This is a genomic window from Phenylobacterium sp. (assembly GCF_030693805.1).
In the GTDB taxonomy this organism is placed as follows: Bacteria; Pseudomonadota; Alphaproteobacteria; order Caulobacterales; family Caulobacteraceae; genus Phenylobacterium.
This window is the reverse complement of sequence record NZ_JAUXZW010000260.1, coordinates 1-1455: the sequence shown is the minus strand read 5'-3', so window position 1 is coordinate 1455 and position 1455 is coordinate 1. Positions and strand designations below refer to the sequence as shown.

Genomic DNA, 1455 nt, shown 5'->3' with positions numbered 1-1455 from the left:
AATCCTTCTGGTGCGCGAAACGCGACAACCGTATCCTTCGTCATGTGGCATATCCTTTTCTCTGCGAGAACTGCGGCGCGTCAACAACGCCTTGATATGCCACCCAATCCCCCCGTCACCAACTTTCAGCTATAGCTCCGCGGTGGACGACGCCTACTGGTCCTTCACGCAAGAGCCTGCCGGGCCCATTGCGCGCGGTGATACCGCCTGGCTGCACGTTCCCTACCCCTGGGTTCTGGGTGAGGCGCATCGCGTGGCACTCGTTTCCAATACCGGGACGGTGTTTGAACACGAGATCGCCGTGGCCGTGCCGACACCCAAGGCCGACGCGGGGCAACTTCGCCTGCAGGCGCTGGTGGGCGCGATTGTCGGCCTCTTGCCGGTAGCGCTTGGCCTGATGTTCTACCCGGCAATGCGCGGCCTGGGTCGGCAGGGCATGAACGTGCTTCTGGCGCTGACGGTCGGCCTGCTGGCCTTCCTACTGATCGATATGACGGGCGAGGCGCTGGAATTGTCGGCGGATGCTGCCGCCCTCTTCCAAGGACCGGCCATGGTCTGGCTGGCGGCCCTTGCCAGTTTCCTTCTGCTGATGGCCATCGGCCGCTGGCGCGACCAGCCCGAGGGTCTGGCGCTGGCCTTTTACATTGCCCTTGGAATCGGCCTGCACAACTTCGGCGAAGGGCTGGCCATCGGTGGCGCCTTTGCCGCCGGATCAGCGGGGCTTGGTACGTTCCTCGTTCTCGGCTTTGCGCTCCACAACGTCACCGAAGGCATCGGCATCGCCGCCCCCATCCTGCGCATCCACCCGCCGCTCTGGACCTTTGCCGCGCTGACCTTGCTTGCGGGCGGACCGGCAGTGCTGGGCATGTGGGCAGGCAGTCTCGCCTACGCACCGCAATGGTCGGCACTTGCACTGGCGGTTGGGGCCGGGGCGATCGGGCAGGTTATCGTCGAAGTCACCAGCTACTTGATGCGGCAAAACTCCGACCGGCAAGCGGTGCTGTTCTCACCTGCGGTTCTAGGCGGATTCCTAGGGGGTATAGCTTTCATGTATATAACTGCGGCGCTGATCAAAGTATGATCCATCCGGCATTGGTCCGGAGATACTACCGGCCGGTCCAAGCGCACGGCTACACGGAAATGGGGATGCCGGATGCCAACCATTGCCGATTGCGGGGCAGCAATTTCAGGCGACACTTTCTAAACGATTGGCACCGGTTTGACTGTCGTCGAGAAGTTGCGTCAGCGGACTTTTCTTGTTGTTGCGCTTTTGACGTTAGGGACCTTGCCCACTGGCACCTCCAGAAACTGAAAGGAGAGCTATAGCTGAAAGTTGGTGACGGGGGGATTGGGTGGCATATCAAGGCGTTGTTGACGCGCCGCAGTTCTCGCAGAGAAAAGGATATGCCACATGACGAAGGATACGGTTGTCGCGTTTCGCGCACCAGAAGGATT

General features: G+C 61.2%; 1 protein-coding gene. It reads left to right on the top strand.

What is annotated here, in order from left to right:
- Positions 1-1081: hypothetical protein (locus tag Q8M88_RS10000; protein WP_371132665.1), on the top strand; the 1081-nt coding region annotated here is incomplete at its 5' end.
- Between the last annotated feature and the right edge of the window lie 374 nt (positions 1082-1455).